This is a genomic window from Candidatus Hydrogenedentota bacterium (genome assembly GCA_016791475.1).
Classification (GTDB): Bacteria; Hydrogenedentota; Hydrogenedentia; order Hydrogenedentales; family JAEUWI01; genus JAEUWI01.
Genome location: JAEUWI010000254.1, coordinates 1 through 405, shown reverse-complemented (window position 1 = coordinate 405; position 405 = coordinate 1). Strand labels below are relative to the sequence as shown.

Genomic DNA, 405 nt, shown 5'->3' with positions numbered 1-405 from the left:
CGAACTCGCCGACGGTATGCGCAAAGCTGAGGATGGCGGCGGTGAGCAGACCGGGCCGTGCGAGCGGCAGCGCCACGCTGAAGAAAGCGTCGAGCGGGCTCGCGCGCAGGGTGGCGGCAGCCTCAAGCGGCCGGGCACCGATGGACTCGAAGGCGTGTTGAATGGGCTGCACGGCGAAGGGTAGCGAGAAGATGATCGAACCGATCAGGAGGCCGGTGAAGGTGAAGGACAAGGTGCCCCAACCCAAAGCCAGGGTCAGTTGCCCCAACGGCCCCTGCGGCCCCATCAACACCAGCAAATAGAAGCCCAGCACCGTCGGCGGAAGCACAAGCGGCAAGGTCACCACCGCGCTGATCGGTGCCCGCCAGCGCGAGCGTGTCTGTGACAGCCACCACGCCAGCGGTG

At 66.9% G+C, this 405-nt stretch carries 1 pseudogene (only partly in view); it reads right to left on the bottom strand.

The features are described from left to right. Window positions 1–405: pseudogene (modB, locus tag JNK74_29055) on the bottom strand (molybdate ABC transporter permease subunit) (it extends 208 nt beyond the left edge of the window).